The 25,001-nt window shown below is 70.0% G+C and carries 24 protein-coding genes; 7 read left to right on the top strand and 17 right to left on the bottom strand.

Annotation, left to right across the window (positions count from 1 at the left end):
- Positions 1-10 precede the first annotated feature (10 nt).
- Positions 11-1,450, bottom strand: coding sequence for an FAD-binding protein (locus ACUZ2Y_RS27750; RefSeq protein ID WP_476324389.1), 1,440 nt, complete (start codon positions 1,448-1,450; stop codon positions 11-13).
- A 43-nt stretch (positions 1,451-1,493) separates the two neighbouring features.
- Positions 1,494-2,414: an N-acetyltransferase family protein gene (locus ACUZ2Y_RS27745; RefSeq protein WP_476324387.1), complete on the bottom strand. Its 921-nt coding sequence runs from the start codon at positions 2,412-2,414 to the stop codon at positions 1,494-1,496.
- 247 nt (positions 2,415-2,661) lie between these two features.
- On the opposite strand from ACUZ2Y_RS27745, the gene ACUZ2Y_RS27740 reads away from it, so the two are divergent.
- Positions 2,662-3,138, top strand: coding sequence for a hypothetical protein (locus tag ACUZ2Y_RS27740; RefSeq protein WP_476324385.1), 477 nt, complete (start codon positions 2,662-2,664; stop codon positions 3,136-3,138).
- Between the two features lie 53 nt (positions 3,139-3,191).
- Here ACUZ2Y_RS27740 and smc read toward each other — a convergent pair whose 3' ends face one another.
- The 5 genes from smc to ACUZ2Y_RS27715 all read right to left on the bottom strand — a co-directional run bounded on the left by smc (position 3,192) and on the right by ACUZ2Y_RS27715 (position 8,932).
- A complete protein-coding gene (smc, locus tag ACUZ2Y_RS27735; protein WP_476324383.1) occupies positions 3,192-6,818 on the bottom strand; it encodes a chromosome segregation protein SMC in 3,627 nt (1,208 codons plus the stop codon).
- A gap of 87 nt (positions 6,819-6,905) precedes the next feature.
- The gene (locus ACUZ2Y_RS27730; RefSeq protein ID WP_476324381.1) at positions 6,906-7,556 is read right to left on the bottom strand and encodes an anti-sigma factor family protein; all 651 of its coding nucleotides are present in this window, start codon (positions 7,554-7,556) and stop codon (positions 6,906-6,908) included.
- Positions 7,553-8,068, bottom strand: a complete 516-nt coding sequence (locus tag ACUZ2Y_RS27725; RefSeq protein WP_476324379.1) for a sigma-70 family RNA polymerase sigma factor — start codon at positions 8,066-8,068, stop codon at positions 7,553-7,555. Before ACUZ2Y_RS27725 ends, ACUZ2Y_RS27730 begins: the two co-directional genes overlap by 4 nt.
- Before the next feature lie 39 nt (positions 8,069-8,107).
- Positions 8,108-8,404, bottom strand: coding sequence for an acylphosphatase (locus ACUZ2Y_RS27720; protein ID WP_476324377.1), 297 nt, complete (start codon positions 8,402-8,404; stop codon positions 8,108-8,110).
- Between the two features lie 216 nt (positions 8,405-8,620).
- Positions 8,621-8,932, bottom strand: coding sequence for a hypothetical protein (locus tag ACUZ2Y_RS27715; protein ID WP_476324375.1), 312 nt, complete (start codon positions 8,930-8,932; stop codon positions 8,621-8,623).
- 177 nt (positions 8,933-9,109) lie between these two features.
- On the opposite strand from ACUZ2Y_RS27715, the gene ACUZ2Y_RS27710 reads away from it, so the two are divergent.
- Both ACUZ2Y_RS27710 and ACUZ2Y_RS27705 read left to right on the top strand, forming a co-directional pair.
- Positions 9,110-9,853 (top strand): CAP domain-containing protein, encoded by a 744-nt coding sequence (locus tag ACUZ2Y_RS27710; RefSeq protein WP_476324373.1) that lies wholly within the window; start codon positions 9,110-9,112, stop codon positions 9,851-9,853.
- Positions 9,854-9,890: 37 nt separating this feature from the next.
- On the top strand, positions 9,891-10,118 hold the full coding sequence (locus ACUZ2Y_RS27705) for an AbrB/MazE/SpoVT family DNA-binding domain-containing protein (protein WP_476324371.1): 228 nt from the start codon (positions 9,891-9,893) through the stop codon (positions 10,116-10,118).
- 215 nt (positions 10,119-10,333) lie between these two features.
- On the opposite strand, the gene ACUZ2Y_RS27700 is transcribed toward ACUZ2Y_RS27705, so the two are convergent.
- The gene (locus tag ACUZ2Y_RS27700; RefSeq protein WP_476324369.1) at positions 10,334-11,485 is read right to left on the bottom strand and encodes a DUF1700 domain-containing protein; all 1,152 of its coding nucleotides are present in this window, start codon (positions 11,483-11,485) and stop codon (positions 10,334-10,336) included.
- On the bottom strand, positions 11,482-11,811 hold the full coding sequence (locus ACUZ2Y_RS27695; RefSeq protein ID WP_476324367.1) for a PadR family transcriptional regulator: 330 nt from the start codon (positions 11,809-11,811) through the stop codon (positions 11,482-11,484). Before ACUZ2Y_RS27695 ends, ACUZ2Y_RS27700 begins: the two co-directional genes overlap by 4 nt.
- Positions 11,812-11,944: 133 nt before the next feature.
- Between ACUZ2Y_RS27695 and ACUZ2Y_RS27690 the strand changes: the two genes are divergently transcribed.
- The gene (locus ACUZ2Y_RS27690) at positions 11,945-12,328 is read left to right on the top strand and encodes a VOC family protein (RefSeq protein ID WP_476324365.1); all 384 of its coding nucleotides are present in this window, start codon (positions 11,945-11,947) and stop codon (positions 12,326-12,328) included.
- On the opposite strand, the gene mutM is transcribed toward ACUZ2Y_RS27690, so the two are convergent.
- From mutM to rsmD, 7 genes are all read right to left on the bottom strand, one after another.
- Positions 12,323-13,174, bottom strand: a complete 852-nt coding sequence (mutM, locus tag ACUZ2Y_RS27685; protein ID WP_187223839.1) for a bifunctional DNA-formamidopyrimidine glycosylase/DNA-(apurinic or apyrimidinic site) lyase — start codon at positions 13,172-13,174, stop codon at positions 12,323-12,325. The two genes, ACUZ2Y_RS27690 and mutM, sit on opposite strands and share 6 nt — an antisense overlap.
- Positions 13,175-13,918, bottom strand: a complete 744-nt coding sequence (gene rnc / locus ACUZ2Y_RS27680; protein ID WP_476324363.1) for a ribonuclease III — start codon at positions 13,916-13,918, stop codon at positions 13,175-13,177.
- A gap of 15 nt (positions 13,919-13,933) precedes the next feature.
- On the bottom strand, positions 13,934-14,116 hold the full coding sequence (gene rpmF, locus ACUZ2Y_RS27675) for a 50S ribosomal protein L32 (RefSeq protein ID WP_091370894.1): 183 nt from the start codon (positions 14,114-14,116) through the stop codon (positions 13,934-13,936).
- Positions 14,117-14,186: 70 nt separating this feature from the next.
- Positions 14,187-14,762 carry a YceD family protein gene (locus ACUZ2Y_RS27670; RefSeq protein ID WP_476332100.1) on the bottom strand — a complete coding sequence of 192 codons (576 nt, stop codon included), beginning with the start codon at positions 14,760-14,762 and terminating at the stop codon, positions 14,187-14,189.
- A gap of 336 nt (positions 14,763-15,098) precedes the next feature.
- Positions 15,099-15,821: a DivIVA domain-containing protein gene (locus ACUZ2Y_RS27665; protein WP_476324361.1), complete on the bottom strand. Its 723-nt coding sequence runs from the start codon at positions 15,819-15,821 to the stop codon at positions 15,099-15,101.
- Positions 15,822-15,962: 141 nt separating this feature from the next.
- The gene (coaD, locus tag ACUZ2Y_RS27660) at positions 15,963-16,460 is read right to left on the bottom strand and encodes a pantetheine-phosphate adenylyltransferase (protein ID WP_476324359.1); all 498 of its coding nucleotides are present in this window, start codon (positions 16,458-16,460) and stop codon (positions 15,963-15,965) included.
- Positions 16,461-16,485: 25 nt separating this feature from the next.
- Complete coding sequence (rsmD, locus tag ACUZ2Y_RS27655) at positions 16,486-17,082, bottom strand: 16S rRNA (guanine(966)-N(2))-methyltransferase RsmD (protein ID WP_476332098.1); 597 nt, start codon at positions 17,080-17,082, stop codon at positions 16,486-16,488.
- Between the two features lie 80 nt (positions 17,083-17,162).
- On the opposite strand from rsmD, the gene ACUZ2Y_RS27650 reads away from it, so the two are divergent.
- The 3 genes from ACUZ2Y_RS27650 (at position 17,163) to ACUZ2Y_RS27640 (ending at position 21,360) form a co-directional block, all read left to right on the top strand.
- Positions 17,163-17,606: a helix-turn-helix domain-containing protein gene (locus tag ACUZ2Y_RS27650; protein ID WP_476324357.1), complete on the top strand. Its 444-nt coding sequence runs from the start codon at positions 17,163-17,165 to the stop codon at positions 17,604-17,606.
- 133 nt (positions 17,607-17,739) lie between these two features.
- Positions 17,740-19,863, top strand: a complete 2,124-nt coding sequence (locus ACUZ2Y_RS27645; protein ID WP_476324355.1) for a HelD family protein — start codon at positions 17,740-17,742, stop codon at positions 19,861-19,863.
- A gap of 9 nt (positions 19,864-19,872) precedes the next feature.
- A complete protein-coding gene (locus tag ACUZ2Y_RS27640; protein ID WP_476324353.1) occupies positions 19,873-21,360 on the top strand; it encodes a GGDEF domain-containing protein in 1,488 nt (495 codons plus the stop codon).
- Between the two features lie 151 nt (positions 21,361-21,511).
- Here the strand turns inward: ACUZ2Y_RS27640 and ACUZ2Y_RS27635 are convergent, their stop codons facing one another.
- Positions 21,512-24,886: a pyruvate carboxylase gene (locus ACUZ2Y_RS27635; protein ID WP_476324351.1), complete on the bottom strand. Its 3,375-nt coding sequence runs from the start codon at positions 24,884-24,886 to the stop codon at positions 21,512-21,514.
- Positions 24,887-25,001: the final 115 nt, after the last annotated feature.

The raw sequence follows: 25,001 nt of genomic DNA, 5'->3' as shown, positions 1-25,001 counted from the left end.
GGCCTCCTGGTCAGCCGAAAATGTGCTGGCCCGGCGTCAGCACCCCGTGCGGATCGAAGCGTGCTTTCGCGCGCAGGGCCACCGAATATCGGTCGCCGTAGTGCGCGCGCCAGTCGCCGGGCTGGACTGGGATCGCGCTGACGGGGTACTGCTTGCCGCCGACGGCGACGGCCGCGTCGAAGGCGGCCCGGTTGTCGGCGAGCAGCCTGCGGACCGTGTCGTCGTTGGGTGGGGCGACAACGCGCAGCATCGCGAAGAGGAACACCGTGGGGCTGTCGGGGAGCGCGACCATGGGCGTGGTCAGCCTGGCGCGGGGCACCGGGTAGAGCAGGATCGGGCCGCCGACGTCGGCTGGGTTCAGCCGGGAGACAAGGTCGGCGACGTAGGCGTCGGTCGCCGCGTCCGGCAGGAAGAGGTTGATCCACGGGTTGGGGAACTTCAGTGGGCGCAACTGGTCGACCAGCGCGGTGATGCGGTCCAGCCAGTCGAAGTAGGGCATCTCGGCGATCTGGGTCGACTTCGGCGCGGGCAGACCGGCGAGCATCGCGGCGTCGTCGGGGCTGTTCGGGGCGGTGAAGTAGGCGACGCCCTCAAGCAGGTAGTCCCAGCCGCCCTCGACGGGAACGACTTGGCCTTCCAGATAGGAGAACCGGCCGTCGGCGACCGCGGTCCGCTGGGCGGCGAGCAGGGAGGGCAGGTCGTCGTAGGTGAGGTTGTAGACGCGGGCGGTGGTCGGGGCGGGGATCAGTCGGACTGTCGCGCGGACTATGACCGCGTACTGCCCGAGGCCGCCGAGCACGGCGTCGAACAGTTCGCGGTTCTCGGTCTTCGAGCAGGTCTCGACGTCGCCGGTGCCGGTGACGACTACGAGCGCGATGACGTTGTCCACCAGCATCCCGTGGTGCGAACTCGCGCCGCCGATGCCGCCCACCGACAGCGTCCCGCCGACCGAGAGGCCGATGTAGTCGGTGGCGACCGGCGGGGTCAGTCCACTCGCGAGGGTCCGCTTGATCAGGTCGGACCAGGTGACACCCGCGTCGACCACCGCGCGGTCCGCCGAGACCGAGTGCACGCGGGCCATCGTGCGCGAGTCGATGACCACGCCCGCGCCCGCCTGCGCCTGGCCGCGCACGGCGTGGCCCTGCCCGCGCGTGGCGACAGTGATGTCGTGCGCCGCGGCGAAGGCGATGATCTTCGCGATGTCGTTCACCGAGCCCGGCCGCAGCACCGCGCGCGGGCGCTCGTGCACGATCTGCCCGTAGTCCTCGGCCGCTTCGGCAAGCGCGGCCTCATCGGTGACCAGCTCCCCGTCGAGGCGGGGCACGGTGATCCCGTTCGGACTGGCGTCGGCCTCGGTGAGCCACCCGACGCCCAACGGGTCGAAGGCGACGACAGCGGTCGCGGCCCCCACCGCGAGAAACCTGCGTCGATTGAGCCCGGTCTCGCGCATGTGGACGCTCCTCACCCTTAAGTGATCTTGGCCGCCGATCACTCTATCGAGTGAGTCGATACCCGACGAGTTCCACATGGAGGTCGAAGCCGAGCGCGGTGAACATGCGCTCCGAGGCGTCGTTGCCCAAGGAGATCACCGCGGCGGCCTGGGGACGGACACCGTGGTCGGCGGCGAGCTTGCGAAGCAACGCGCGGACCAAGCCGCGGCCGGTTCCCGCCGCGCGCATCTCGGGGTCGACGGCGACATAGTCGACGTAGAGCTCCCCCTGCTGGACGAACCCGGCGGCGTAGCCGAGCAGCCCGGTCGCACCCGTCGCGACGACCACCGTGTGGCCGCGGGCGCCGTCGACCAACTGCCCGCCGGTGGCGGACCGGTTGGGGAAACACCGTTCATGCAGGTCGATCACCCGCTGTCGGATCTCCTCGTCGGCGCCGAGCGGCCGCGCTGTGTCGGCGTCGTTCACCGCCGAGATGAGCGCCGAGCGCAGCGCGGCGCCGGTCAGGGTGAACACCCGGCTGGTGCCGCGGGTGGTGAAGCCGTGGCGGGCGGCGAAGTCGCCGAGTCTGCGGTTGAGGCGGTGCCCGTAGAGCTCCAGGTCGTCGATGCCCGCCAGGCGCGGCACGGCCATGGCGTGCTCCAGCAGTTCGTCGGCCGCGTTGTGCCAGCACTGGCGGGCGGCAGGGTGGTCGGCGGGGACGTCGACGAACGGCCCGTGCAGCCAGGCACGCCCGACCACCGGGTCGGCGTCGACGCTGAGGACCCCGCACGGCTGGTCGTCGCCGTCCACCGCGAGGACCGCGCCGGAGGCCCAGTCGGGCGCGAAGCCGGTCAGTTCCTCGGCGACCTGTGCCTCGGTCACCCCGTGATAGCCGACGTGGTGGGTCGGGTCGGCCTGCGAACGGACTACCAGCGCGACGACCGCGGGCAGGTCGGCGGGCCGGGCGGGGCGAATGGCATACATACCCAAAATGGTGAACGTTGAGGCCACGCCGACGCGACCGGATTTCGTTCGGAACACACCGCGACCGGTTATGCCCGTACAGTGACGACCTGGGGAAACCTGTCAGATCTTGGAACGATCCCGTTATTCCGGCGCGTCTCAATCGGACCATACTTTCCCCAACTCCGGCGTGGCCGTCACAGTCCCGACCGGACCGGCGATTTCATAGCGGAATCCACAGTGTTCAGATCAGAAGGGCCGCAATCCGATGGCTAATTTCGACGCAAAGCAGGTCACCCCGATCGAGTGGGCAGGCATCGGCGCGGGCGCGCTCGCGTTCCTGATCAGCTTCTTCCCCTGGTACTCCTTCTCCTGGGACGGTGGCGGCCTCGGCATCGGCGGCACCAGCGGCAGCGCCAGCGCGTGGAGCGTGGGCATCGGCGGCTGGGGCGCCGTCCTGCTCCTGGTCGCCGCGGCGGTCATCATCGTGCTTCCGCACCTGGGCACCACCGTCCCGAACAAGGCGAGCCTGTGGCTGGGCTTCGCCGTGGGCGCCACGGTGATCATCCTGATCCGCTGGCTGACCCTGCCCGACGACGGCGGCCTCGGTGAACTGGGCGGCCTCGCGGGCGGCGGTTTCTCCTCCGGCGCGGGCTTCGGTCTGATCATCGGCCTGATCGCGGCCATCGTCTCCAGCGTCGCGGCGTTCCTGACCTTCAAGGGCGCCAAGAAGGCCACCGCGTAATCCCGTACTGACAGCGAAGCCCCGATCGCGCGCGATCGGGGCTTCGTCGTGTCTCAGGCGGCCGGGTCTTCCTCGGTCGGCTCCTCGATCGCCGCGTCCCGGTCGGTGCGCTGCAGGCGCTGGGAGATGACCTGGGTGATGCCGTCGCCGCGCATGCTGACGCCGTAGAGGGCGTCGGCGATCTCCATGGTGGCCTTCTGGTGGGTGATGATGATCAGCTGCGAGCTGGACCGCAGCTGCTCCAGCAACCCGATGAGGCGCCGCATGTTCGTGTCATCAAGGGCGGCCTCGACCTCGTCCATCACGTAGAACGGCGAGGGGCGGGCGCGGAAGATCGCGACCAGCATGGCGACCGCGACCAGCGACTTCTCGCCGCCGGAGAGCAGTGAGAGCCGCTTGACCTTCTTGCCCGGCGGCCGGGCCTCGACGTCGACGCCGGTGGTCAGCATGTCGTCGGGGTCGGTGAGGATCATCCGGCCCTCGCCGCCAGGGAACAGCACGTTGAACACGATCTCGAACTCGCGGGCGACGTCGGCGTAGGCCGAGGTGAAGACCTCCAGGATCTTCTCGTCGACATCCTTGATCACCGTGAGCAGGTCGCGGCGGGTGTCCTTGAGGTCTTCGAGCTGCGTGGAGAGGAACTTGTAGCGCTCCTCCAGCGCCGCGAACTCCTCCAGGGCCAGCGGGTTGACCTTGCCCAGCAGCGCCAGGTCGCGCTCGGCGCGCTTGGCGCGGCGGGCCTGGGTGTCGCGGTCGTACGGCGACGGCGGCGGCATCGTGACGTCCTCGCCACGCTCCTTGGCCAGCTCGTACTCGGCCAGCTCGGCCGGGCTCGGCGGCACCAGGACGGTCGGGCCGTACTCGGCGACCAGGTCGTCGAGGCCGATGCCGAACTGCTCGGCGATGCGCGTCTCCAGCTGTTCGAGCCGCAGCCGCTGCTCGGCGCGCAGCACCTCGTCGCGGTGCACTGCGTCGGTCAGCTTCTCCAATTCGCCCGCCAGTTCGCGAACCTTGGCGCGCACCTCGGCGAGCACCCGCTCGCGTTCGGCCCGCTGCCCCTGCACCACGTCGCGTTCCTCGGCGGCGCGGCGCAGTGACCCGGCGATGCGCCGCAAAGCCAGTTCACCGCCCTCGACGACAGCCTGGGCGACGACGGCGCCGCGCTTGCGGGCGGCCATCGCGCGGGTGGCGCGTTCCCGGGCCTCCCGCTCGGCGCGGGCGGCCCGGCGCAGGCCGTCGGCCTTGCCCTGCAGCGCGCGGTGGCGTTCCTCGGCGGTGCGCAGCACGAGCCGCGCTTCCATCTCCTCCTGGCGAGCCGTGGCCAGCTCGGCGGTGTACTCGTCGCGCTCGGCGGAGTCGGGCTCGTCTTCGACCTCCTGCTCCTGCACGACCGCGAGACGTTCCTCCAGGTCGGCGAGCTTGAGCAAGGACTCCTCGCGGGCCTGCTCGACCTTCGCGCGCTGCGACGTGGCCCGCTCGACCTCGGCCTGCGCGGCCCGCAGGGCCTGGCGCAGCCGGTTGAGCCGCTCGGAGGACCGAGCCGCCCGCACCCGCGCCTCGTTCATCGCTTCCTTGACCGCGCCGACCTCGGCACGCCGGGCCTGCTGCTCGGCACGGGCGCCTTCGAGCGCGGCGGCGGAGCCCTCCAGCGACCGCTCGGTGGCGGCGAGCTTGGCGTTGGCCTCGTCGACGGCGGCCTGCACCTCGATGACGCTCTGCGCCCGCTCGGACCCGCCGACGGCCCAGTGCGCGCCCAGCACGTCGCCCTCGGCCGTGACCGCCCGCAGCTCGGGGTATTCGGTGACCAGCGCCTGCGCGGCGGGCAGGCCGTCGACCACGGCCAGCTTGTCGAGCGCGCGGTGCACGGCGGGCAACAGGGCGTCCGGCGCCCGCACGAGATCGACGGCCCAGCGAGCCCCCGGGGGCAGCGTCGGCCAGGACGAGCGGTCCGACGTATACGCCGGTCCGCCGACCAGCATCCCCGCGCGGCCCGCGTCGCCCGCGCGCAGCATCCGCAGTGCGGCGACCGCGCCTTCCGGGTCGGCCACGGCGACCGCGTCGGCAACCGGACCCAGGGCGGCGGCCAGCGCGGCCTCGGCACCCGGCTCGACGGTCAGCAGCGCGGCGACGGACCCGAGCAGGCCCGGCAGCCGGTCGCTCGCGGCGAGCAGCGCGCCCGCGCCGTCCTTGCGGGCCAGACCCATCGACAGCGCGTCGACCCGGGCCTTCCACGAAGCGATCTCACGCTCGGCGTCGCGCTCGGCCTTGACCAGTTCCTCGACCCGGGCCTTGGCCGCGTCGTTGGCCCGCACGGCGCGCTGGTGGCGCTCATCGAGGCCGGCGTCGTCGCCTTCCTCGGTGCCGGTGGCGGCCTCGCCCTCGGCGAGCTCCCGCGCGGCGAACTCGGCGCGGTCACTGGCGTCGGCCAGCACGGTGGAGAGCCGTTCGATCTCGTCGGCGGTGGCGTTGGTGTTGCTGCGCAGCGCCTCGACCTGACCGGCGAGCCGGGCCAGGCCCTCGCGGCGGTCGGCGATGGCCCGCACGGCGGCCATGTGGGCCTTCTCGGCGGTCCGCACGAGCTGCTCCAGCTCACCGCGGCGCTCGGTGGACTCGGCCAGCGTGTAGCGGGCCTCCGCGACGGCCTCGAACAGCTCGGCCTCGCGCATCGCGGTGTGCTCGGCCTCTTCTTCCATCTCGTCCGGGTCGCGACCACCGCGCGGCGCCTCGACCGACGCCGACAGGTGGCGCGCGCGCTCCACGGCGAGCCGGACAGTGCCACGCAACCGCTCTTCAAGAGCGGAGAGCCGATACCAGGTCTCCTGGGCGGCGGCCAACATCGGCGCGTCCACCGCGAGCTGGTCCTCCAGCTCGGTCTGGCGGGACTGGTAGATCTCCAGGGCCTGCTCGACCTCGGAGCGCTTGCGCCGCGCGCTCGCCTCGTCGGCCTCCTCGCGGGCGATGTCCTCGCGCTGGTTGACCAGGTCGTCGGCGTGCAGGCGCAGGCGCGCGTCGCGCAGTTCCGACTGCACGCTCTGCGCCCGGCGGGCGATCTCGGCCTGCTTGCCCAGCGGCTTGAGCTGGCGGCGCAGCTCTGCGGTGAGGTCGTTGAGGCGGGTCAGGTTGGCCTGCATCGCGTCGAGCTTGCGCAGTGCCTTTTCCTTGCGCTTGCGGTGCTTGAGGACGCCCGCGGCCTCCTCGATGAACCCGCGGCGCTCCTCGGGCTTGGACTCCAGGATCGCCGAGAGCTGACCCTGTCCGACGATGACGTGCATCTCGCGGCCGATGCCGGAGTCCGACAGCAGCTCCTGCACGTCCATCAGTCGGCAGCCGTTGCCGTTGATCTCGTACTCGCTGGCCCCGTCGCGGAACATCCGGCGCGTGATGGAGACCTCGGAGTACTCGATCGGCAGGATGCCGGAGGAGTTGTCGATCGTCAGCGTGACCTCGGCGCGGCCCAGCGGCGCGCGGCCGGAGGTGCCGGCGAAGATGACGTCCTCCATCTTGCCGCCGCGCAGGCCCTTGGCGCTGCCCTCGCCCATGACCCAGCGCAGCGCGTCGAGGACGTTGGACTTGCCCGACCCGTTGGGTCCGACGACACAGGTGATCCCCGGCTCGAATTTCAGCGTCGTCGCCGAGGCGAAAGACTTGAAGCCCTTCAGCGTCAGGCTCTTGAGGTGCACGAAACCGGCCCTTCCGAGTGCTGTATCCGGGAGAGACTACCTGCGGATATGCGGCCACCCGGGGAGGCGGGGCCATTCGGCGGCGTGTCAGGCCGGGGCGGGGACCGTGACCAGCACCTTGTCGTCATCGGTCACGACCTCGACCTGGGCGATCCGGGCAAGATCGAACGACGTGCTGCCCGGGATGGTCTCACCAGGCTCGAAGGTCGTCGACCACCAGCCCGCGACCTGCCTGCCGCCCTCGCGGTCGCGCACCACGAGCTTGCACGGCTTGCCCGCGGGCACGTCGTGCAGTGTGATCCTCACCTCGGTGCCCCACGGGCGGTCGGTCAGCGCCACGTCGGCGCCCACCCCGCTGGCCGTGTCCTTCGCCGACCAGCTGACCACCGTCGGCTCGGGCTCGCGCTGGTTCTGCGCCAGGACGGCCGTGCCCGCGCCCAGGGCGACCACGATGACCACGGCGGCGGCGAGCGGCCACTGCCGCCGGGGGCCCCGCTTGCGGAGCGGGACCGGCTCGGCGAGCGGTGCGTGTTCGGGTCCCGGTTCGGGTAGGTCGGGCTGGTCCTCGTAGTCCTCCGGGGTGATCCGGTGCAGCAGACCCGGCAGCGGCGCCATGCGCAGCAGCTCGGCCTTGCAGGAGGCGCAGCCCGCGAGGTGCGCCTCGAACTCGGCCCGGTCGGCCGGGTCGAGGGCGCCGAGGACGTAGGCGCCGACGGAAGTGAGAAGCAGGCAGCTCACGGCTCGGTCACCCCTCGTTCCTCCAGGGCGTCGCGCAAGGCCCGCAACGCGTAGAACGTGCGGGACTTGACGGTGCCTGCCGGGATGCCGAGGACCTTGGCGGCCTCGGCGACGGTCCGCCTGCGGTAGAACAGCTGGCCGATGACCTCGCGGTGGTCCCTCGACAGGGCACGCATGGCCTCGGCGACCTGCCAGCCTTGCAGGACCTGCTCGAAGTCGTCGGTCGGGCGGGCCCAGTCGGTCTCGATGGGCACCTCCGCGACCCGCGCGTTCTGCTTGCGGTAGCCGGAGATCACCAGGTTCTTCGCCACGGTGTAGAGCCACGGGCCCGCGTGGTCGACCTGGAGCCGGTCCGCGTGGCGCCAGGCGCGCAGCAGGGTCTCCTGGACGATGTCCTCGGCGCGCTGGTGATCGTTGCCGACGGCGCGCAGGACGTAGCTGTGCAACGGCCGCCGGTAGCGGTCGTACAGCTCGCGGACGAGATGCTCGTCCTGTCCCGGGTCATCACCCACGTAAGTGCCTACGCGGGTGGGACGGGATCGGTTCACCGGTCACCGTTCGACGAACCCCTCGACAGTCCCCTTCGCCGGTCCCCACTGCTCGACCACGGCGTCGACGCTGCCGGGAGCCTGACCGGACTGCAGCGCCTGCAGGAGCCGGTCGCACTCGTCGCGCGCGCCTTCGGCCACCACCTCGACCCGACCGTCGGCGGTGTTGCGGGCCCAGCCGGACAACCCGAGTTCCAGCGCGCGGCTGCGGGTCCACCACCGGAAACCCACGCCCTGGACACGGCCGCGCACCCACGCGGTCAGACGGACGCGATCGGCACGGTTCTCGGGCTGTGACACAGCGTCATCCTGCCGCACGACGGGCCAAACACCCACAGTGAGAAATCGTACGCACGGGTAGCAGGCCGTCCCCGAGATGGTATTTTTCCGCGCCGTCACGGCCGACAAACCGGCTCGCTTCGCGAGTCAGGGGGAGTGGACCTGCATGTCCGAGCCAGCAGACCGGGTCGAAGTGTCACCAGTGGACGACGAAACACCAGGTCTCCGCCGCGCGCCCTACGCGATCCTGGGTGTGTCCGGTGTCGTCGTGGCGACCGTTTTCGCCGCCGTCGCGGCCTTCGCCTCGAGCGAGAGCGACGACGCGAGCCCGATCGCGCCCGCCGCCCCGGTGAAGACCACTTCCGCCAAGCCCACGTCGACGACCAGCACCGTGTCCACGTCCTCGTCGGAGGTGCCGTCGTCGTCGACGACGGAGAGCACCACGACGACGACAGAGTCGACCACCACGGACGCGACGACGACCACGACGAAGCGCCGTACGACCACAACCACGACGACCACGACTCGGCCACCGGCCCCGCTGACCACGACTCCTCCGAAGCCGCCAACCACGACTACAACCACCACCACGACAACGACGCCTCCGGTGACTACTACGACTACGGAACCGAATCCGTAACAGAGAGTTTCGGAGTATTCACGTAGATCCACTCGTTGGTGGTACCTTCCGCGACCGTGACACACCGTCGTGGACGTAGTGGGCTAGTGCAGGCCGTTCTTGTCGCGCTCGCGGTCGGCGCGGGCACCGCTGGGGTCGTCACGCTTCTGGGCAGTCCATCCAAGATCAACGAGAAACCCAGCCGGATTTCCCTGGACGTCCCCGCGACCTCGACACCGCTCGATCCCACGCACCCCACGGTGTCGCTGCCCCCGACGGCGTCGGCGAGCGCGACCGGCATCTCCGCGCCCCCGCCGTCCTCAGCCGTGGGCAGCATCGTGCCCTCGACCTCCGCGGAGGCGACACCGGGGCAGCCGGAACCCGGCAAGCCCGGGTCGGGCGGCCCCAAACCGACCAACGGCCCCGGCACCACGACGACCCGCCCCCCGGCCACCACCACGGCGGCGCCCGCGCCGGTGGACAGCTCCGTCCCGCCGAAGGTGCTCAACATCGTGAACAACTGGCGCCTCCAGTTCGGCTGCGCGCCGTTGTCCCTGGACAGCAGGCTCAACCGCGCGTCCCAGGCGCACAGCGCCGACATGGCCGCGAACAACTACTACTCGCACACCAGCCAGGACGGCCGCAGCTACATGGAGCGCGCCTATGACGAGGGCTACTGGATGCCCGCAGGTGAGAACCTGGCCCGCGGCCCCCGCACGCCAGAAGAAGTGATGAACGCGTGGATGAACTCCTCCAGCAACCGCGCCAACATCCTCAACTGCAACGTGCGCACGATGGGCGTGGGCTTGGCGGGGCCGGGCTACTACTGGACCCAGATGTTCGGCTACTGACTCGAGCCCGTACCCAGCACGGTTCTGCTGTTGCTTCATGAGACTCACCAGGAAGGGGCAAGTCACCATCCCTGTCGCGGTCCGCGAACAACTCGGTCTGCTGCCTGGTGACGAAGTCGAGTTCCTCCTCGAAGGCGAAGAGGTTCGACTCAAGCGGTCCCGCACTCACGGCCGACGCGGGCGACGCATTGTGGCGAACTTGCCAGGCCGCGGGGATGTCGCCATGAGCACCGACGAGATCATGACTATCACTCGGAGCGAGTGAGCGCTGTTCAACGCTGAAGACCGCGCCCCGTCCTGACTCCACATCGGCGCCGCCGTCAGCAAGTTCGCGCTGCTCACTCGGGACGCTCGGCGATATCGGACTTGCTTCCCGACCGTCGAACTTGTGTCACCGAGCTGACGACCGACCTGTCATCGAAACGAAGGTGGGAGCGGGCCCCCGATGCCCGCTCCCACCTTCACTCCCCACCCCGAGGCTCAGCCCGTCGGCGGGACGGCCGCAGTCGTGACCGGCGCCTTCTCCGGTGTGGACGCGCCCGTCGACGGCGGCACCGAAGTCGCCGTGGTCGATGGGGGTGCGGTCACCGTGCCCGAAGTCGACGGAACCATCGACACCGACGGGGGCAGCGGCACGAACGGGAGACCGGTCCGCTCGTCGCAAATGCCGTTGGTGTAGACGATTCGCGGCAGTGGGAAACGGTTGCGGTTGTCCGTGTGCTCACCACACGAGGGGCGGTAGACCGTGATCGGCCTGCCGTCCTCGTCGTAGAGGTAGAACTCGTCGATGGCTTTTCCGTCGACGTCTACCGCGTACACATTGGACAGTGGGCTGCCGTGGTAGTACAAGCCATTGCCCGAATATCCGCCGCCGTAGTAGGTCGTGCCGCCGTTGTACGACGCGGCCGCCACCGCCAGCGCGATACCGCAGCCGACGACGAAAGCGTTGCCGGGCACCGTGATCGCCAGCAGCCTGCGGTCGGTCTTGACCCGGCCCGCCGTCCACAGCAGCACACCCGCCGCGATGAGGACCGCCACCGCGAAGCCTGGCGCTCGGCTGATGACAGCGAGGAAAGCCAGTGCCAGCACCACGATCCGCAGGACCGTCCACGCGGGACGCAGGGATCGCAGGTAGTCCACCGCCGCGGGCTGGAGCAGGTTCAGTCCCGTCCGGACCGCCCAGCGGTACTCCCGCAGCTCCTCGATGTCCGAGCGGCGGACGCGGCCGGTGAAGATGAGCCACACCGCGGCCGCGAACAGCGGCAGGAACAGGAGGACCGCGGCCAACGGGCTCCCCGAGCGCTCTCCGACCCCGGCGATGCCGACGATCAGGGCGACCAGTGTCGTGATCGCCAGCGCCCACAGGGCGAACCGGCCCGCCAGCTTGCGTGGAACCGCGGGCGTGGTCTGGTTCGGCGGCGGCGGGTAGCCACCCGTCGCACGCAGTTCGGCCGCGTAGTCCTCCGGTGTGCCAAGGCGTTCGACGGGGGAACCGTCCTCGCCGAAGACCTCCGTGACGTGCGGCTCGACGTCCTCCATCAGCTCGGTCAGCTCGTCGGCGGGGAGGTCGGCCAACGCCGTCCGCACCCGCACGAGGTACTCGTCGAGCTCCAGGCGAGTGTCGCTGTTCACGCCGCCTTCCCCTTTCGCAGAATCCCGTCCAACGTCTCGGCGAACGCCCGCCAGGCTTGCTCGGTCTCGACCAGCCGGTCCCGGCCCAAGTCGTTGAGTCCGTAGTACTTGCGGTGCGGCCCCTCGTCGCTCGGCACCACATAAGAAGTGAGGTACCCCGCCTTGTACAGCCGCCGCAGCGTTCCGTAGACCGAAGCGTCCCCGACTTCCTCGATGCCGCCGCCCCGCAGTCGTCTGAGAACGTCGTAGCCGTAGCCGTCCTCATCCCGCAGCACGGCGAGCACCGCGAGGTCCAGCACTCCCTTGAGCAGCTGGCTCGTATCCATGCACCCTCCCCGGTATCGCGCTATGAGCACTATTGCGCATTACGCAGTACCGCGCAACAAGGAAACTGGTGACCCCAGCGGTTTGACTGCGCGTTCTACCGTGGAGGGCAGCATCCGCACCGGGAGGACCACCATGGCCGTCCAGCTCAACCACACCATCGTCAACTGCCGGGACAAGGCCGTCTCGGCGAAGTTCATGGCCGACGTCCTGGGTCTGCCCGAGCCGTTCCTGTTCGGCCCGTTCCTGTGCGTGCGGACCGCGAACGACGTCACGCTCGACTTCATCGACACCCTCGAGGAGATCACCGAGCAGCACTACGCGTTCCTTGTCAGCGAGGACGAGTTCGACGTGATCTTCGGCCGGGTCGAGGACCGCGGCCTGACCTACTGGGCCGACCCGTTCCACCTGCAGACCGGGAAGATCAACACCAACGACGACGGCCGGGGCGTCTACTTCGACGACCCCGACGGGCACGCGCTGGAGATCCTCACCCGGCCGTACGGCAGCGGGTCATGAGCGGCGCTGGCAGCGCGGGCAGGAGAACGATGAGCGGTTCATGAACGGCTCGCGGCGGATCGGGCTGCCACAGCGGGGACACGGCAGCCCCTCCTGCCCGTAGGCGGCCAGCGACCGGTCGAAGTAGCCGGACTGGCCGTTCACGTTGACGTACAAGGCATCGAAGGACGTGCCGCCCGCGACGAGGGCCTCGGCCATCACGTCGGTGGCGGCGCCGATCAGCTCACGAGCCTTCGCCGCGGACAGCCGCTCCGTGGGCCGCGCCCAGTGCACCCGGGCACGCCAGAGGGCTTCGTCGGCGTAGATGTTGCCGATGCCGGACACCACGGTCTGGTCCAGCAGGGCCCGCTTGACCTCGGTGCGCTTGGCCCGCAGCGCGCGGACGGCGGCGTCGAGGTCGAACGCGGGGTCCATCGGGTCGCGGGCGATGTGCGCGACCGGCTCGGGCAGCGTCTCGCCGTCGACTTCGACGGTGTCCTCGACGGACAGGCCGCCGAAGGTGCGCTGGTCGACGAACCGCAGCTCGGGGCCGTCGTCGGCGAAGCGGACGCGGACCCGCAGGTGCTTCTCGTCGGGCGCGTCGGCGGACTGGACGAGCATCTGCCCGCTCATGCCGAGATGGGCCAGGACGGCCTCACCCGAGCTCAGCTCGACCCACAGGTACTTGCCGCGGCGGCGCGCGGCGTCAAGGGAATGCCCCACGAGCCGGGACGCGAAGTCGATCGCGCCCGGGACGTGGCGGCGAATGGCACGGGGGTGCAGGACGTCGACCGAGGCGATCGTGCGACCGGTGACGTGGCGTTCCAGACCCCGGCGGACAACCTCGACCTCAGGCAGCTCGGGCACTCAGGACTCGTCGGACCGCTTGGCGTCGATCGACTCGGAAAGCTCGCGCCAAGCCGCTTCCGCGGCCTTCTGCTCGGCTTCCTTCTTGGTGCGTCCGTCGCCGTTGCCGTAGCCCTGGCCGTTGACGACGACGATGGCCGTGAACTCCTTGCGGTGGTCCGGGCCTTCCTCGCGCACCCGGTACTCCGGCACGCCGAGGCCCGCGGACGCGGTGAGCTCCTGCAGGCTGGTCTTCCAGTCGAGCCCGGCTCCGCGAAGCGGCGCTTCGATGAGCAGCGGGTCGAACAGGCGGTGCACGACCTGGCGGGCCGTGTCGATGCCGTACTGGAGGTAGACCGCGCCGATGACCGCTTCCAAGCCGTCGGCGAGGATGCTCGCCTTGTCGCGGCCACCGGTCAGCTCCTCCCCCTTGCCGAGGAGCAGGTGCGCGCCGAGACCGCCGTCGCCCAGACCGCGGGCGACACCGGCGAGGGCGTGCATGTTGACCACGCTGGCCCGCAGCTTCGCGAGCTGCCCCTCGGGCAGGTCGGGGTGGCGGCGGTACAGGTGGTCGGTGACGACGAGGCCGAGGACCGCGTCGCCGAGGAACTCCAGGCGCTCGTTGGGCGGCAGGCCGCCGTTCTCGTACGCGTACGAGCGGTGCGTCAGCGAGAGCACGAGCAGCTCGGCGTCCAAGTGGACGCCGAGCGCGTCGAGCAGCGTTGACGGATCCGCGGTCGGACCTCGAGACGCCTTAGCCCCCATGGCGTGAACCTACGGTCACGCGGGCTGAACGACCTGGCGACCGTCGTACTGGCCGCAGGTCGGGCAGGCGATGTGCTGCGGCTTCGGGGCCCGGCAAGCCTTGTTCGAGCAGTTCACCAGGTGCACCGCAGTGGTCTTCCACTGCGACCGGCGCGAGCGGGTGTTCGAACGCGACATCTTCCGCTTGGGGACGGCCACGACTGATCTCCTCTGAGCAAGCTGTGTGAGCAGGACGGACAGTTACAACGACGCTACAGACTGTGTTGTCTCAGCCATCATCCTGTTGGAACCGCTGTTGGAGCGCGGCCCATCGAGGATCAATGGTCTCATGCCGATGATTCGGGCCGAGTTCGGCCCACTTGCCACCACAGTCCGTGCACAGACCGGCACAGTCCGGGCTGCACAGCGGCACATGCGGCAGTGCCAGGACGACCGCGTCGCGGACGACTGACTCAAGATCGATGAGGTCGTCGATCAGGCGGCTGACCTCGTCTTCGTCGGTCGTCTCGACCGTCGCGCTCAGCGGGTAGGCGAAGAGCTCGGTGATGTCGACCTCGACCTCGTCGGTGATCGGGTCGAGACACCGGGAGCACTCCCCCGCGAGCGGCGCGGCGGCGACCCCGGAGACCAGGACACCCTCCACGACGGACTCCAGCAGGACGTCGAGATCGACATCGGCGCCCGCGGGCACGGCGATGACGCCTTCGAGCCCGATGGCGTAGTCGGCCTGGGCGGTGCGGTGGACCGGTCGCGAGGATCCGGGTCGCCTTCCCAGCTCACGGGTGTCGATGACCCACGGGCTGGTCAGGACCGGCCGGGCCGGGCCTTTGCGCTTCTCGGACATGGTGGACTCGGTCACGCCTTCGTGGATTGGTGGGGCCGACGCGGATGTCCGCGCGGCCAGCTAGAACAGGGTACGTGAGCCACCGTGAAACCGGAAATCAGATCGCGAGTCGCCCGTTCCCGACACTGAGTTCCCCGTTCACGACAGTGAGTTCCCCGTTCACGACAGTGAGTTCCCCGTTCACGACAGTGAGTTCCCCGTTCACGACAGTGAGTTCCCCGTTCACGACAACGAGTCCGAGATCCCGGCACGTCCTGAGCGTGGACTCAGTGTCGGGAACGGGGAACTCAGTGTCGGGAACGGGGAACTCACTGTCGGGAACGGGGGACTCGCGGGTCAGCCGTGGTAGTCGAAGGGGACGGCGCCCGCGGGGACGCCGTTCATGACGCCGCGCAGGTGGGTGCGGCCCTTGCCGACGGTGCGCAGGGTGTGGCTGAGCAGGTCTTCGAACTCGGCCAGCTTGGTGTCGACGTAGTCGTCGCACTCGGCGCGCTTGCGGGCGGCCTCGTCGGCGGTGGCGTCGAGGATGCGGGCGGACTCGGCGTGGGCGGCCTGCACGACCTCGGTCTGCGAGACCAGCCTGGCCTGCTCGAAGCGGCCTTCCTCGACCGCGCGCTCGTAGGACTCGCGGCCCGCCTGCAGCATCCGGTCGGCCTCGGACTGGGAGCGGCCGACCAGGCTCTCGTACTCGGCGCGGCCTGCGGCGACGGTGCGGTCGGCCTCGTCCTGGGCCTCGGCGACGAGGCGGTCGGCGTGCGCGGTGGCGTCGGCGATGAGGCGCTCGGCCTGGGCGCGGGCGTCGGCGACGAGCTGCTCGGCTTCGAGGGCCACCTTGGAGCGGGACTGCTCGGCCTGGTGTTCGGCGCCGCCGATGATCTCGTCCTTGCGGTCGAGCACGTCCTGGGCGTCGTCGATCTCGGCGGGCAGCGCGTCGCGCACCTCGTCGAGCAGTTCGAGGACGTCACCGCGGGGCACCACGCAGCCCGACGTCATCGGCACGCCCCGGGCTTCCTCCAGGATCGTGACCAGTTCGTCGATCGCCTCGAAGACCTTGTACACAGCTCCTCCTCCACCTCCACGCCGTGGGACGTGACGGCTCCCCGTTCGATTCTGCCCGCTTACCGGGCTTCGCACGTGGAGATCGAGTGGGCGTGTTCCTTTGTGACGGGGTGCGGGCTTGTGATGATCCGCACCGTTCCCCTAGCTCTCGTTCGCCGCGGCGTTCTCGGCCAGGCGCTTGAGGAGGCGGGCGTGGACGATCTCCGGGAGCAGGTGCGAGACCGCGCCGCCGTAGGTCGCGACTTCCTTGACCAGGGAGCTGGACAGGAAGCTGTTGAGCGGGCTGGTCGGCATGAACATGGTCTCCACGCCGGTGAGGCCCTGGTTCATCTGCGCCATCTGCAGCTCGTAGTCGAAGTCGCTGATGGCGCGCAGGCCCTTCACGATCGCCTGGACGTCGTTCTGGGTGCAGTAGTCCACCAGCAGCCCATGCCACGAGTCGACGCGGACGTTGGGGAGGTGGGCGGAGGTCTCGGCGAGCATGTCCATCCGCTCTTCGACGGTGAACAGGCCGCGCTTCGATTTGTTGATCATGACGGCGATCACGACCTCGTCGAACAGCGCCGCGGCCCGCTCGATGATGTCGAGGTGGCCGTTGGTGGGCGGGTCGTACGAGCCCGGGCAAACTGCGCGCGTCATGGATTTGGACCGTAGCAGCCGGGGATCAGTCGGAGTCCGTGTCGACACTCACTTGCGAGGCCCAGTGCAACTCGGTATCGCCGTAGCGGCGGGACCGTTCGGGCACGAGGGCGGCGGGCCAGTCCGGCACGCCCGCACGGGTGGACCGTTCGACGATCACCGTCGAGCCGGGCGCGGTCCAGCCGTAGTCGACCAAGGCGTTGAGCATCACCGCGAGTTCCGGGCCCTCGACGGCGTAGGGCGGGTCGGCCATGACCAGGTCGTAGGGCTCGGCGGCGCCGGTGGCGAGGACCTGGGTGACCCGCCCGGCCCGAATGTCGGCGCCGGGCAGCGCGACGATGGCGGCGTTGCGCTTGAGGACGCCGACGGCGTTGCGGTCGGCCTCCACCATCGTGGCCAGGACCGCCCCACGGGACAGCGCCTCGAACCCGAGCGCGCCGGAGCCCGCGTAGAGGTCGAGCACCCGGGCGCCATGCAGGCCCACACCGGCCTCCAACGCGCTGAAGAGAGCCTCGCGCACCCGGTCCGACGTCGGCCTGGTGCCCTTGGGCGGCACCGCGAGCCGCCTGCCCCCGGCGGCGCCCGCCACGATCCTTGTCACCTCCACATGGTGCCTGACCAGCTTTGCTCCACCGCGCGTCGGGGTTGGCGCCGCGCAAGAACTACCCACGATTGTCGGTCCTCAGCGCTACGGTGCCGATCGTGTCCGATGAAGATCGACCGCCCGGTATTGATGTCGAGCACCGGTTGCCTGCGGGAGGTGTGGCTAGTTTGCTGGTCACCCGCGCTTACCGTTTCGCATTGGACCCGTCCCCGCGTCAGGTGGGCGCGCTGGCACGGCATTGCGGTGCCGCACGCGTCGCGTTCAATTGGGGCCTCGCCCTCGTGAAGGCAGTGAAACCCACACTGCCGCTGCGCGTACGAACGTTCTGCTGCGAGTACTGCGGCCTGACCCTTGATCGCGATGTCAACGCCGCGCTCAATCTCGCCGCGCTCGTCGATAGGCCTGTCGCCGGGAGTGGCCCGGAGACAGGAACGGACGTGGAGCCGACCGTAAGACCGCGCCTGGCGCGGCTGGTGGCCATGAAGCGTCAACCCCGCACCGCGCGATTTCCGCCGGGCCGGACGGGGACCTTCACCTGGTAACGGTGGATCACGGAGAGTTATCATCACTCCGCTGAACGGTGAGCCGGCGCACATCGGCCATCAGGTCGATTCAGGCGCGACGCAAAGCGCGTAATCTCGCTCTTCCTGTCGGAAACCAACCTGGGAGCGCTGCGTGTCGGAAACCTCTGTGAGAGAGGCCGAGATCGCGGTCGAGCAGAAGCACGTCGATGTCGTGTACGCCCGTGTCGACGAGATGCGCGGCGAGGCCGAGGCGATGCGCAACCGCGGCGACGCGCTCGCCCACGGAGCACGCAACGAGGCGGTCTTCGAGCAAGCCGCCATGCTCTTCGAACGCGATGTCATGGTTCGCCACGCGAACCAGATCCTGCGCACGCTCGACGCGGAACACGAAGGGCTGGTCTTCGGGCGGCTCGACGACACCGCGGGCGAGACGATGTACGTCGGGCGCCTCGGGGTCCGCGACGTCGAGTTCGACAACCTGGTCACCGACTGGCGCGCCCCCGCGGCGGCGCCGTTCTACCAGGCCACCGCCGAGCAGCCGATGGACATCATCCGGCGCCGGGTGATCCGCTCCTCGGGGCAGACCGTGGTCGACATCGACGACGACCTGCTCATGCCGGAGCGGCACCTGGAGAGCATGGCCGTCGTCGGCGAGGGCGCGCTGATGGCGAGCCTGACCCGCGCGCGCGGCGAGAACATGCGCGACATCGTCGCCACCATCCAGAAGGAGCAGGACGAGGCGATCCGGGCGCCGTGGCGCGGGGTCACCGAGATCACCGGTGGTCCCGGTACCGGCAAGACGGCGGTGGCGCTGCACCGCGTGGCGTACCTGCTCTACCGCGACCGCAGGCGGATGGGCGGCACGGGCGTGCTCGTGGTCGGCCCGTCGCCGGCGTTCACCTCCTACATCTCGCGTGTCCTGCCCTCCATGGGTGAGGACAACGTGGAGCTGCGCTCGCTCTCGGACCTGCTCGACGGTGTCAAGGCGGTGCGGGTCGACCCGGCGCCGGTCACGGCGGTCAAGGGGTCGCTGCGGATGCGCCGGGTGCTCAAGCGGGCCATCCGCGAAGCCCCCGCCGACGCGCCGAACGAGCTGCGGATCATGTACCGGGGCGAGGTGCTCAAGCTCGACGCCCGGGAACTCGACGCCGTTCGCAACAATGTCCACAATGGACGTCGTCCGCCGAACCAGGCGCGCGTGGACGCCGCCGAGGCGCTGCTGGAAGCGTTGTGGCGCAAGGCGGACTCCTACACCGACTTCCCGGTGAAGCGGGCCGACCTGATCACCGAGATCGGCGAACGGATCGACTTCCACCGGTTCGTCGTCGTGTGGTGGCAGCTGCTCACCCCGGCGGAGGTGCTGCGCTCGCTGAGCGACCGCCGCCGCCTGTCGCGGATCGCGGGGCGCGGGCTCACCCGGTCCGAAGTGGACATGCTGGCCGACTCGTGGGCCGACCCGAGCGGGCCGTCGGTCGCCGACGTCGCCCTGCTCGACGAGCTGCGGATGCTGCTGGGCAAGCCGCCCAAGCGCCGCAAGCGCCAGACCGACACCTCGGCCGCGGAGCTGAAGACGTGGTCGGAGCGGCAGAGCGGGCCGGGCTATCACCGGCCCGACGACTACGACGAGTACTCCCACATCGTCGTCGACGAGGCGCAGGATCTCTCGCCGATGCAGTGGCGGATGGTCGGCAGGCGCGGGAAGTACGCGAGCTGGACCGTCGTCGGCGACCCGGTGCAGAGCTCCTGGCCGGACCCCGCGGAGTCGCGGCAGGCGCAGGACGGCGCGTTCGGCGGCCCGCGGACCGTGCGCAGGCAGTTCGCGCTGCGCACCAACTACCGCAACTCGGCGGAGATCTTCGACCTCGCGGGCAAGGTCGTCCGGGATGTGTCGACCCCCGAGCAGCTGCCGCACGCGGTGCGCAGCACGGGAATCGAACCCTCGATCCAGGTCTGCTCGTTCGATCAGCTGACGGAGCTCGCGGTCACGGCGGCGAAGGAGCTGCTCGGCACGGTCGACGGCACGGTCGGGGTGATCACCGCGACCAGCCGGGTCGACTCGACCCGGTCGGCGATCGAGCGGCTCAACGACGAGCGGCTGCGGGTGGTCGACGGGCTGGAGTCCAAGGGCTTGGAGTACGACGCGGTCGTGCTCATCGAGCCGGCGGAGCTGATCACGGAGTCCACCACGGGCCCGCGAACTTTGTATGTCGCCCTCACACGGGCCACTCAGCGGCTTACGGTAGTGACGACCGACCGAAACTGGCCGGATAGCTAAAGGAGCAGCGTGCCGGAGCCCGACCCGAGCCGACCAGCAGGTCAGTGTGCCGACCTGCTCAGGCTCATGGACGCGGGCAAGTTGCGGGACGCCGCGGCCAGGGCCAGGCTGCTCACCCGGTTCAGCACCGATCCGCACGAGCGGACCCAGGCGCACCTGTTCCTCCTCGGCGCGCTGCTCACGCTGGGGCAGGCGGGCACCACGGAGTTCGCCCGCGTCCTGGCCGAGGCCGACGACGCGGTCAAGCAGTTCCCGGAACCCGCCTTCGTCGGCGAGTTCCACGCCCTCGCGGGCGGCGCGGCGTTCGCGGTCGGCGAGATCGAGAACGCGATGCTGCACACCGTCGACGGGATGCGGGCGGCCGCGCAGGCGAGCCCCAGCGTGACGACCGCGTTGGCTTGGTACGACCTGGCCTGGACCGCCGGCGAGCTGGGAATGACCGACGAGGTCGACCTCGCCCTGCGCCAAGCCCACGACATGGGCAGGGCATGGGGGCTGCACTACGAGGACGCCCCGATGCGGCTGATCACCGCGGTGTCGGCAGATCACCGCGGTGACACCGACCAGTGCGCCCTGATGCTGGCGGACCTGTCCGCCGATGGGCGCAGGCTGGCGGCCGGAGACCTCGCCGGCGTCGCCATGGCCGACCGGGCATACCTGGCCTACGCCACCGCGCGGTACACCGTGCTGGGCGGCGACCCCGGCGTCGACCCGCGGCGGCTGATGCCCGCCGAGGCCGACCAGGCGAGCAACCCGTACCGCATCCTGACCCGCGTGTGCCTGGCGATCACCGCCGGCCGCCCCGCCGACGTCCTGCCGGCGTTGGACGCGACCGTGCCGATCAACCTGGTGCACGAGGTGGAGATCTTGCGGCTGCGTTCCCTGGCGCTGAGCTCGGCGGGCGACATGACCGGTGCCCTGGCCGCCGAGCGGCAGGCGATCCGACGGTTCACCGAGCCGTGGCAGAACCTGCGCAGGCTGGCCACCAACGCGGCACGATTCCGCGCGGACCACGCGGTCCTGTCGGAATACGCGGCGGCCGCGCTGACCGACCCGCTGACCGGCCTGCCGAACCGCAGGCACCTGGAGGAACGGCTCGAGGAGATCAGCGGCAGGCGCGAACGGGCGATCGTCGGGCTGATGGACCTGGACAACTTCAAGGACGTCAACACCCACCACGGCCACTTGGCGGGCGACGCCGTACTGGCCCGCATCGCATCGGTGGTGGCGTCTTCCCTGCGGGAGGGCGACTTTCTGGCGCGGTACGGCGGCGACGAGTTCGTCGCGGTGCTCACCGAGACTTCGCTGAGCACCGCCCACGAAGTCGGCGACCGCGTGAGTGCGGCCCTGGCCCGGGAAACCTGGGGCGAACTGGCACTTGGGGCGCCGGTGGGGATCAGCATCGGCTGGGCGGAACTGACCGAAAAGGGCCCGGGGGCGGCACTGGCGGCGGCGGACCAGGCGATGTACGCCCGCAAGGGCGCCCGCGACTGCTAAACGAAAGTCCGCGCCGGCAAAGATCCCCTGTCCTGACCGCGAGTCGCCCCTTCCAGCAAGTGAGTCGCCCCGCCCAGCCACGTGAATGTCGAATTCACTTGCCGGGCGGGGCGACTCGTTTGCCGGGAGGCGCGACTCGCGGGATTGAGCGTCAGCCCAGGACCACCAACAGATCCCCACCCTCGACCTGCTGAACCTTGCCAATCGCGAGCCGCGAAACCTTGCCCGCCTTCGAGGCAGTGATGGCAGCCTCCATCTTCATCGCCTCGATAGTCGCGACAGTCGCGCCGGCCTCAACCTCATCGCCCTCGCTAACTGACAGCGTGACAACGCCCGCGAACGGAGCGGCGACATGGTGGGGGTTCGACTTGTCGGCCTTCTCCGCCACCGGCAGATCGGACGCGACCGCCCGGTCCCGCACCTGGATCGGCCGCAGCTGCCCGTTGAGCGTGGCCATCACGGTCCGCATGCCGCGCTCGTCCGGGTCGGCGACCGCTTCCAGTTCGATCAGCAGGGTCACGCCCTTGCCGATGCCGACGGCGTATTCCTTCCCCTGCTCCAGGCCGAAGAAGAAGTCCTTGCTCGCCAACACACTCGTGTCGCCGAACTGGTCGCGGTGCGCGAGGTATTCCTTTGTCGGCCCCGGGAACAGCAGGCGGTTGAGTGTGGCCCGCCGGTCGGAAGCCAGACCCTCACGGTCGGCCTCGGTCAGTTCCGCGACGCCCTTCGGGGCCGCTCGGCCCTTCAAAGCCTTGGTGCGGAACGGTTCCGGCCAGCCACCGGCCGGGTCGCCGAGTTCGCCGTGGAGGAAGCCGACGACCGAGTCGGGCACATCGAAGCTGCCCGGTTCGGACTCGAACTGCTTCGGGTCCACGCCCGCGCCGACCAGGTGCAGCGCCAGGTCGCCGACGACCTTGGACGACGGCGTCACCTTGACCAGCCTGCCGAGCATCCGGTCGGCCGCCGCGTACATCGTCTCGATGTCCTCGAAGCGGTCGCCCAGGCCCAGCGCGACCGCTTGGGTGCGCAGGTTCGACAGCTGCCCGCCCGGGATCTCGTGGTGGTACACGCGGCCGGTCGGCGACGGAAGGCCCGCCTCGAACGGGCGGTACACGCGCCGGACGATCTCCCAGTACGGCTCGAGGTCCGACACCGCCTGCAGCGACAGGCCGGTTTCCCGCTCGCTGTGGTCGGTCGCGGCCACGATGGCCGAGAGCGACGGCTGCGAGGTGGTGCCCGACATCGAAGCCACCGCACCATCCACGGCGTCCACACCGGACTGGATCGCGGCGAGGTAGGTCGCCAGCTGGCCACCGGCGGTGTCGTGCGTGTGGAGGTGGACCGGGAGGTCGAACTCCTTGCGCAGCGCGGTGATCAGGCGGGCCGCGGCGGGCGGGCGCAGCAGGCCCGCCATGTCCTTGACCGCCAGCACATGGGCGCCCGCGCCGACGATCTGCTCCGCCAGCTTGAGGTAGTAGTCCAATGTGTACAGCTGCTCGGCCGGGTCGCTCAGGTCCGCCGTGTAGCACAGGGCCACCTCGGCGACCGCGGATCCGGTCTCGCGCACGGCCTCGATCGCCGGGCGCATCTGCTCGACGTCGTTGAGGGCGTCGAAGATCCGGAAGATGTCGATGCCGGTCTTCGTTGCCTCCTCGACGAACGCGGAGGTCACCTCCGTCGGGTACGGCGTGTACCCCACGGTGTTGCGCCCGCGCAGCAGCATCTGCAGACAGATGTTCGGCACAGCCTCGCGCAGCGCGGCCAGGCGCTCCCATGGGTCCTCGGCGAGGAACCGCAGCGCGACGTCGTAGGTCGCGCCGCCCCAGCACTCCAGTGACAGCAGCTCCGGGGTCATCCGCGCGACGTGCGGGGCGACCGCGAGCAGGTCCTTGGTGCGCACCCGGGTCGCGAGCAGCGACTGGTGGGCATCGCGGAACGTGGTGTCGGTGACGCCGACGTTCCTCGACTCGCGCATCCAGCGGGCGAATCCCTCCGGACCCAGCTCGACGAGCTTCTGCTTCGAGCCCGCGGGCGCGTCGGCGCTGAGGTCGATCTCGGGCAGCTTGGTGTGCGGGTCGATCACCTTCGGCCGCTCGCCGTGCGGCTTGTTGACCGTCACGTCGGCGAGGTAGGTCAGCAGGCGGGTGCCGCGGTCGGCCGAGTGCCGCGCGGTGAGCAGGTGCGGGCGCTGCTCGATGAACGACGTCGTCACCCGGCCCGCCACGAAGTCCTCGTCGTCGAGGACGGCCTGCAGGAACGGGATGTTCGTGGCCACGCCGCGGATGCGGAACTCCGCCACCGCGCGCTTCGCCCTGCGCACCGCGGCGTCGAAGTCGCGGCCGCGACAGGTGAGCTTGACCAGCATCGAGTCGAAGTGCGCGCTGACCTCGGCGCCCGCCGCGGTGCCGCCGTCGAGCCGGATCCCGCTGCCGCCCGGGGAGCGGTAGGCGCTGATCATGCCGGTGTCCGGGCGGAACCCGTTGGCCGGATCCTCCGTGGTGATGCGGCACTGCAGCGCCGCACCGCGCAGGTAGATGTCGTCCTGGGTGAGCCCCAGGTCGGGCAGCGTCTCGCCGGAGGCGATGCGCAGCTGCGACTGGACCAGGTCGACGTCGGTGACCTCCTCGGTCACCGTGTGCTCGACCTGGATGCGCGGGTTCATCTCGATGAAGACGTGGTGACCGCGGGTGTCGAGCAGGAACTCGACGGTGCCCGCGTTGAGGTAGCCGATGTGCCGGGCGAACTTGACCGCGTCGGCGCAGATCCGGTCGCGCAGCTCCGGGTCGAGGTTCGGCGCGGGCGCCAGCTCGATCACCTTCTGGTGGCGCCGCTGCAGCGAGCAGTCGCGCTCGTAGAGGTGGATCACGTTGCCGTCGGCGTCGGCGAGGATCTGCACCTCGATGTGGCGCGGGTCGACGACGGCCTGCTCCAGGAACACCGTGGAGTCGCCGAACGCCGACTCGGCCTCGCGCATCGCCGCTTCCAGCGACTCGCGCAGGGCCTTGGGTTCCTCGACGCGGCGCATGCCTCGGCCGCCACCGCCCGCGACCGCCTTGACGAAGATCGGGAACCCGATCTCCTCGGCGGCCTTGAGCAGCCCCTCGACGTCCTTGGACGGCTCGGAGGACTGCAGCACGGGCAGGCCCGCGGCCTTGGCGGCGGCGATCGCGCGCGCCTTGTTGCCGGTCAGCTCGAGGATGTCGGCGGTCGGGCCGACGAACGTGATGCCTGCCTCCGCGCAGGCCGTGGCCAGTTCGGGGTTCTCGGAGAGGAACCCGTAACCCGGATACACCGCGTCGGCGCCCGCCTTCTTGGCGGCCTTGACGATCTCCTCGACAGACAGATACGCCCGAACCGGGTGACCGGGTTCGCCGATCTCATAAGCCTCATCGGCCTTCATCCGGTGCTGGGAGTTGCGGTCCTCATATGGGAACACCGCGACAGTCCCGGCGCCGAGTTCATACCCGGCCCGGAACGCCCGGATGGCGATCTCGCCACGGTTGGCGACGAGCACCTTGCGAAACATGCCCGGATACCTCCTGCTACTTCAGGGTCGGTCGCAGGAGATTACCGCGTCAGTCTCGCCAGTCGGGAATATCGTCCCACGTGACGGACAACTCGCCAGTAACCTCGTCGCCGTG

This window comes from Actinokineospora sp. UV203, from assembly GCF_056323665.1.
Note: the sequence above shows the minus strand (reverse complement) of the source record. Positions and strands in the feature narration are given on the sequence as shown.

Bases quoted from the DNA above. Each gene is read 5' to 3' on its own strand.
- rnc (WP_476324363.1), bottom strand. From the start codon at position 13,918: ATGGGGGCTAAGGCGTCTCGAGGTCCGACCGCGGATCCGTCAACGCTG.
- ACUZ2Y_RS27670 (WP_476332100.1), bottom strand. From the start codon at position 14,762: ATGTCCGAGAAGCGCAAAGGCCCGGCCCGGCCGGTCCTGACCAGCCCG.
- ACUZ2Y_RS27740 (WP_476324385.1), top strand. From the start codon at position 2,662: ATGGCTAATTTCGACGCAAAGCAGGTCACCCCGATCGAGTGGGCAGGC.
- coaD (WP_476324359.1), bottom strand. From the start codon at position 16,460: ATGACGCGCGCAGTTTGCCCGGGCTCGTACGACCCGCCCACCAACGGC.
- ACUZ2Y_RS27695 (WP_476324367.1), bottom strand. From the start codon at position 11,811: ATGGATACGAGCCAGCTGCTCAAGGGAGTGCTGGACCTCGCGGTGCTC.
- ACUZ2Y_RS27635 (WP_476324351.1), bottom strand. From the start codon at position 24,886: ATGTTTCGCAAGGTGCTCGTCGCCAACCGTGGCGAGATCGCCATCCGG.
- ACUZ2Y_RS27705 (WP_476324371.1), top strand. From the start codon at position 9,891: ATGAGACTCACCAGGAAGGGGCAAGTCACCATCCCTGTCGCGGTCCGC.
- ACUZ2Y_RS27750 (WP_476324389.1), bottom strand. From the start codon at position 1,450: ATGCGCGAGACCGGGCTCAATCGACGCAGGTTTCTCGCGGTGGGGGCC.
- ACUZ2Y_RS27690 (WP_476324365.1), top strand. From the start codon at position 11,945: ATGGCCGTCCAGCTCAACCACACCATCGTCAACTGCCGGGACAAGGCC.
- ACUZ2Y_RS27745 (WP_476324387.1), bottom strand. From the start codon at position 2,414: ATGTATGCCATTCGCCCCGCCCGGCCCGCCGACCTGCCCGCGGTCGTC.